This window comes from Virgibacillus carmonensis (assembly GCF_057836705.1).
Map to the genome: position 1 here is coordinate 1 of NZ_JBYQFJ010000060.1, position 5855 is coordinate 5855.

At 40.4% G+C, this 5855-nt stretch carries 8 protein-coding genes; 7 read left to right on the plus strand and 1 reads right to left on the minus strand.

Features of this window, described 5'->3' with window-relative positions; translation table 11 throughout:
• Positions 1 to 488, plus strand: a 488-nt coding sequence (locus AC3G7N_RS20235) for a hypothetical protein (protein WP_489423970.1), incomplete at its 5' end; no start/stop codon positions are given.
• Positions 489 to 777: 289 nt separating this feature from the next.
• On the opposite strand, the gene AC3G7N_RS20240 is transcribed toward AC3G7N_RS20235, so the two are convergent.
• Positions 778 to 906 carry a hypothetical protein gene (locus AC3G7N_RS20240; protein ID WP_489423971.1) on the minus strand — a complete coding sequence of 43 codons (129 nt, stop codon included), beginning with the start codon at positions 904 to 906 and terminating at the stop codon, positions 778 to 780.
• Between the two features lie 93 nt (positions 907 to 999).
• On the opposite strand from AC3G7N_RS20240, the gene AC3G7N_RS20245 reads away from it, so the two are divergent.
• From AC3G7N_RS20245 to AC3G7N_RS20270, 6 genes are all read left to right on the plus strand, one after another.
• Positions 1000 to 1320, plus strand: a complete 321-nt coding sequence (locus AC3G7N_RS20245) for a hypothetical protein (RefSeq protein ID WP_489423972.1) — start codon at positions 1000 to 1002, stop codon at positions 1318 to 1320.
• A gap of 382 nt (positions 1321 to 1702) precedes the next feature.
• The gene (locus AC3G7N_RS20250) at positions 1703 to 1993 is read left to right on the plus strand and encodes a hypothetical protein (RefSeq protein WP_489423973.1); all 291 of its coding nucleotides are present in this window, start codon (positions 1703 to 1705) and stop codon (positions 1991 to 1993) included.
• Between the two features lie 347 nt (positions 1994 to 2340).
• Positions 2341 to 2664 (plus strand): hypothetical protein, encoded by a 324-nt coding sequence (locus AC3G7N_RS20255; protein ID WP_489423974.1) that lies wholly within the window; start codon positions 2341 to 2343, stop codon positions 2662 to 2664.
• Between the two features lie 9 nt (positions 2665 to 2673).
• Positions 2674 to 2898, plus strand: coding sequence for a hypothetical protein (locus AC3G7N_RS20260; protein WP_489423975.1), 225 nt, complete (start codon positions 2674 to 2676; stop codon positions 2896 to 2898).
• 151 nt (positions 2899 to 3049) lie between these two features.
• Positions 3050 to 3946: a family 1 encapsulin nanocompartment shell protein gene (locus AC3G7N_RS20265; protein ID WP_489423976.1), complete on the plus strand. Its 897-nt coding sequence runs from the start codon at positions 3050 to 3052 to the stop codon at positions 3944 to 3946.
• 413 nt (positions 3947 to 4359) lie between these two features.
• A partial coding sequence (locus AC3G7N_RS20270; protein WP_489423977.1) for a glycoside hydrolase family 68 protein occupies positions 4360 to 5855 on the plus strand: 1496 nt, incomplete at its 3' end.

The window sequence follows — 5855 nt, forward strand, 5'->3', positions numbered from 1 at the left end:
CAACGATGGAATCGTCATCAGATTCAACTGATACCATGGATGAAACGGAAAAGAGTAGTAATTCGACCATGGAATCGTCAACGACTGATATGAACACCAGCTCTACTTCCTCTTCCATGACCGGGATGAGTGAAGATACCGTCGTAAGTTCGGACTATTCCTCAAACCAAACGGATTTAAAAGACTTTTTCACTAATATGGTGCTAGTATTCAAGATGATCTTAATGATTTTGATACTTATATTAATTGTTAGCTTAATTGCATTCTTTATTAGCCTAATTAGGGTAAAGGGAACTTCTAATAAGAGCAAAGATAAAAGGAAGAAAATTTCTAAAATAAACCGGAATAAGGATGAACAGCAACAGTATGAAATGAATCCAGCAGAAAACAAAGATGTAAACGAAAGCTCAGCGACTTTTGAATCCTCTGTTAAGGAAGAGGAATCGAATTCTAAAAAAACGAATGGGAAAGAAAAAGGGTTTGAGTAAAACGAAGAGGACTCCACCTTTTGATTTGTTAATACATTGGATATGGGCAATCTTGGTCTTTTTGCTACTACTGAGCGGTCTAGCAATTGTGGGAGCCAAGTACAGTTGGATCCTAGGAAACCATTTTGCTTTTGCGGATATTACACATCGAGTAGTTGGAGTGTTATGGGTGTTATGGGCGCTTGCTACAGTGACGTATGAGATTCGTCAAATTGTGAAAATCCAGTCATCCAAGCGTATCTGGCTCCCCATTGGAAAAAAGGGGTTTTCAGGTTTTAATTTGCTGGTCTCATTGTTGATGATCTTCAGCGGATTTATACTGTGGTTCATGCCGGCTGTCCCTTTCATCTATGCCGTCTTTGGATTCGTAGTCCATGAGTTCTTTGCTTTTTTGATCCTGTTCGTCATTGTGTGGCATATCTTTCGAAAGCGTCACATTTTTCGGATTCCATTGGTTAATAAGAAGAGAAGCAAGTGATCTGGCTTTAGTAAAGGAAGGGGGTGGTGAGAGATGGTACTCAATCCATGGTTCGTGCTAATCACTCGCTCATTGGCATTCCTGTTTCTAATGCTTGCAGCTGCCATTATAATTTCACTACTTAATCCGGTATTATCACCGACACAGATGATGGCTTATATGAAGGGTATGGCAACCGCGTGTCAATCAAGTTCACTTATGGCCTCTATGGTTTGGCAGACAATGCACGCACATGTAGGAAATCACTCTGGGGAAGCCTTGTTTTTAGCAGTTACTCTTATCTCATTTGGGGCTATACCTTTCATTATTATCTGGGGGTTGTGGCTCCGAATGCGAATCAGAGATGCGACGTGAAGCGGAGAAAAAATTTGTTCCTTTGTCTTATGCTTATCTTTGTATTGTCTTTTCTATTAGTATCGATATACGTGTTTCTCCAACCAGGATACCAGAACCAGCCTTCCATACGTGATACCCCATCTATGGCAATGATGATGTTGTTCAGTCACGATAGTATGCACGAATACAGCTGGAGGCCGATGCTGGTAATTTGTGACCAGCTCTGTGAGGAGATGATGGGGGAAGCTCACACGATGCCACAGCATGGGAATCTGGTTCTGGATACAGCCAATTACACACTGTCCTTGGTATTGGTTATTTGCACTGCAGGCCTGGTTGGGGTTGTGAGCGTACTAATTTTGTTATGGATACCGAGTTTTAAAGGAGGGAAAAAGCATCGTTGAGGATGAGATTTTTTATTTATGTTGTAGTAGTTGCACTAACAGGTCTTATATTGACATCAATTCTATTTCTCTGGTTACAAGCAACAATAACACAAGATCCCGCAGCGCTACAAATGGAACTGAATTTTTGGAACTATAGCTTTCTAATTTTCCTTACCTTGTTGGTCCTATTAGTAATGTTCGTCGGTGCTTTTGCTCATGGGTATGACTACATGAAAAGGATGTTGTTCCAGAAAAAACCTTTAATCAAAAAAAGAAAGAAGGTAGTAGGTCAAAATGAAAGTTAAGTCCGAACAATGGCTCAAGTGGATTCTATATTTGCTGGTGGCAATCGTTCTGATCGGAATGCTGGAACTTATATTTCAACAAGCATTCTCCAATATGATGGTATCTCGTGAGCATATGCGGTTGGCAAATTCCTTATTTCATGGTTTCTTGAACTTTTTATTCTACAGCCTCATTATCGTTCTGACTCTTGTCATTCTTCTTGGCGTAGTTATTTATAGCATTCAACTCTTAATCCGTCTGTTTGCTGATAAGTGACAGGCGATTATTTTTTGCCTATTTTCCGGCTCCTTCCATATGTTTTCCATATTTGTTTCATAATCTGTTATAGAAGGAGGAGTGAAATATTATGAAGCGAAGAGATCGTCCATTTTTGAAACTGACTGTTTACTCCTTAGTAGCCATACTAGTTTTCGGACTGATTGAATTCATCTTCATCGGATTCGTCGGTGCAGGTGCCGGTGGGGGTATCAATGGTGTTGGAGCAGCAGTTTCTATATTTAACTTTATTTTTGTGACCTTGATCATACTGGCTGTCATTGGATTATTTATTGGTTTGATTGGGATTACCATCCGTTATTTTGAGCGGCATGATTTTTTCGATGATGACGACGATGACGATGATGATGACCGATACCGTAGAAGTCAGTCTCGTCGATCTACTCATAGGTAGGTGAATCTAATGTGGCCTAAGGTCAAAAAATTCATTCTTGTAACTATCAGCATCCTGCTCGGCTTTTTTACGTACAAACTACCGATTATTAATCAAATTTTTAATTATAAGACTTCATTTGATCTGTCTGCATTTTATTTAATTATACTACTTTATTTTTTCACTAAACCAATGAAAGAGCAGGAAAAGTCTGATGATACAATGAGAGAAGTATCAGATGATAAGAAGACATGAGGAAAATAGGGGGAGAGGAGGCTTGTATGAAAAAATTTTTGTATTGGAAGCATCTACGCTTCGTTAAGTCAGGACTCCTCTATGAGGAGAATTGGAACGTACTTCTTAGATGGCTTGAAAAAAAGTTTCTATGGAAAAAGGAGAAATGAACGTGGGTAAAAGAAAATCAGGGCGGAGTTCTCCGAGAGGCCCGTTATCGCAGAAGCAGTGGAACTATTTGCAAGATAAGGTCATTGAAACAACCAGAGACCATATTGTGGCAAGCAGATTTCTGGATATATACGGTCCGATTGGAACTGGCTCGCAATCTGTTAATAATCCGGTGTATCTTCAACCAGCACCGGCGAGTATCAGTATGCACGGGGATGAGTTAGACGTAGCTAAACCACATGACAGTAAGACTCTGGTCATTCCCATCCTATATAAAGATTTTGTCCTTTATTGGCGGGATATCGAGAACGCGAGTGAAACGCAAAAACCGCTCGATTTCTCGTCAGCGGCTAGCGCTGCCAGTGATGTAGCGTTGAAGGAAGATGATCTTATATTTAATGGGGAAGACTCAATGAATATTCCCGGTTTAATGAATGTAAGCGGTAGGGAGACCATAAAGTGTAGCGATTGGTCTAAAGAAGGTTATGCGTTTCGCAATATCGTTGATGCACGGAACCGTTTGATTAAGAATGGTCATACAGGCCCTTTTGCACTTGCTCTATCAGTTAATGCTTATGCACAAATTCACCAAGTTCATGGCAATTCTAATGTGCTAGAGATAGAGCATTTGCGGGACTTATTCGAGGACGGGATCTATCAATCCTCCCAAATCCGAACTGGGTGCGGAGTTATCGTGGCCACTGGGGAACAAAATATAGATATTGCACTCGCTCAGGATGTGTCTGTCCATTTCTTGAACGACAAAAATTTGAACAGTTATTATCGGGTTTTGGAATGTCTCGTTCCAAGGATTAAACGTCCTTCTGCAATCTGTACACTTGAACATGGAAGCAATAAAGAGGAAGGGGGTACGTCGAGTGCCCAAGGGAAGTTCTAATCTTGACTTGCCCGATTAGAAAAAGCAGTTTATTTTTCGCTTGCGGGAGTGGAATAATATTATAATCCAAACCTGCAAAAGGTAGCTTTATCTTAATTTCCTCTAGTATTTCTTCATCAAATTCTACTTTATCTACCTTTCTCTACTGGGTAAAAAATTCAGTCGGATTATTGGATTCAGAACATCACAAACGTGTTTTCAGTTATGTTGCTCCCTAGATAGATTCTATAACTTGACGATCCTGGAATATTCTACCGTCCCCATATAGTGTATTATGCTGAAGCCTATAAACGATAACCTATTTTAATATTATTTGTAAAAAAGTCAGCATCTGTCTATACCCTTTCTATTAAACTAGCATAGCGTAATATAGAACTCTTAAGAGTTCTATATTACGAGAAAGGGTGTAAAATATGACAAATGGGTACAAGAATAGACATAAAGATCATGTTTGTTGTTTAAGTGAGCATGACTGTGTTGAACCATCGGCTTGGACCAGGGAAGAAGCGGAGCAAGTTAGAATCACCTCGTGTAGTACTTCCTATAAAATTACTGAACCATTCCCAATAATTTCACGAGATTTATGGACGTGGGATATATGGCCACTACGTGAGAAAGACGGTTCTATTGCTGTACTTCCTGGAGGATGGAGGGTGCTTTTTACCCTAGCAACTCCTTGCAGTGTATTGCCTAGTAAACGTCATGACTTTGCCAGAATTGATTACTTTTATTCAAAAAATGGGCATGATTGGATCGCAGGCGGACCTGTGTTCTCAACTAAGGAAGCATTTGGATCCCGTCAATGGGCAGGCTCTGCCTTTGTGGAAGATGGCAAAGTATATTTGTTTTATACGGCAGCGGGAAGGCAAGGAGAAAGTGAATTAACGTATGAACAGCGTCTTGCACTGGCAAAGGGAGATGTTCATTGCAATATGGATGGTGTACTATTTGATAACTGGGGATCTCATGACATTATTTTAGAGGCGGATGGTATGTTGTATCAAACACTTGAAAAGTCTCTAGACTTAGGTATGACCTATGCATTTCGCGACCCATGGTTCTTTAAAGATCCGGCTACAGGCTGTGAATATTTATTATTCCAGGGTAATATTGCGGGGGACATTAACTGTGGACCATACGTTCCTTCTGAAGCAAGCCAATTTAATGGAAACATAGGAATTGCCCTTCTCTCCAGTGATGACTATACGGAATGGGACCTTCTTCCACCTTTGCTTGAAGCATCTTGTACGAATCATCAACTAGAACGTCCTCATATAGTCGTTAGTGATGAGTGTTACTATTTGTTTACAACTACCCACAAATTTACGTACGCACCTGGCCTTAATGGATCGGATGGTTTATATGGATTTGTAGCGAGCTCACTACGTGGTAATTACTCACCATTAAACGATGGGGGTCTTGTGATTGCAAACCCGCCTGAAGAACCATTCCAGGCCTATCTATGGTTAGTTCTTCCGGATTTTTCTGTGATAAGCTATGTCAATTACTTTGAATTAAATGGCGTTCCGTTATGTGAAATCGATAACCAACCAATTGAATTTCAATTTTCTAAATTTGGTGGATCGCCTGCACCTACTCTACAATTAGAAGTTATCGGCGGAACTACACAGATCGTTAGTGAATTAGAATATGGATTGGTTATGGTATCTGAGACGGAAAGACCGAAATGCGGAAGTGGCTCCCAAGGAAATTCTTGTGGTTGCAATGGAAGTGGAAATAGAGGTTCCAGTAATCAACAAAGGAATGGTAATCAGTGCGGAAACGGCTCCCAAGGAAACTCCTGTGGTTGTAATGGAAGCGGAAATAGAGGTTCCAGTAATCAGCAAAGGAATGGTAATCATTGTGGAAGCGGCTCCCAAGGAAATTCCTGTGGTTGTAATGGAAGCGG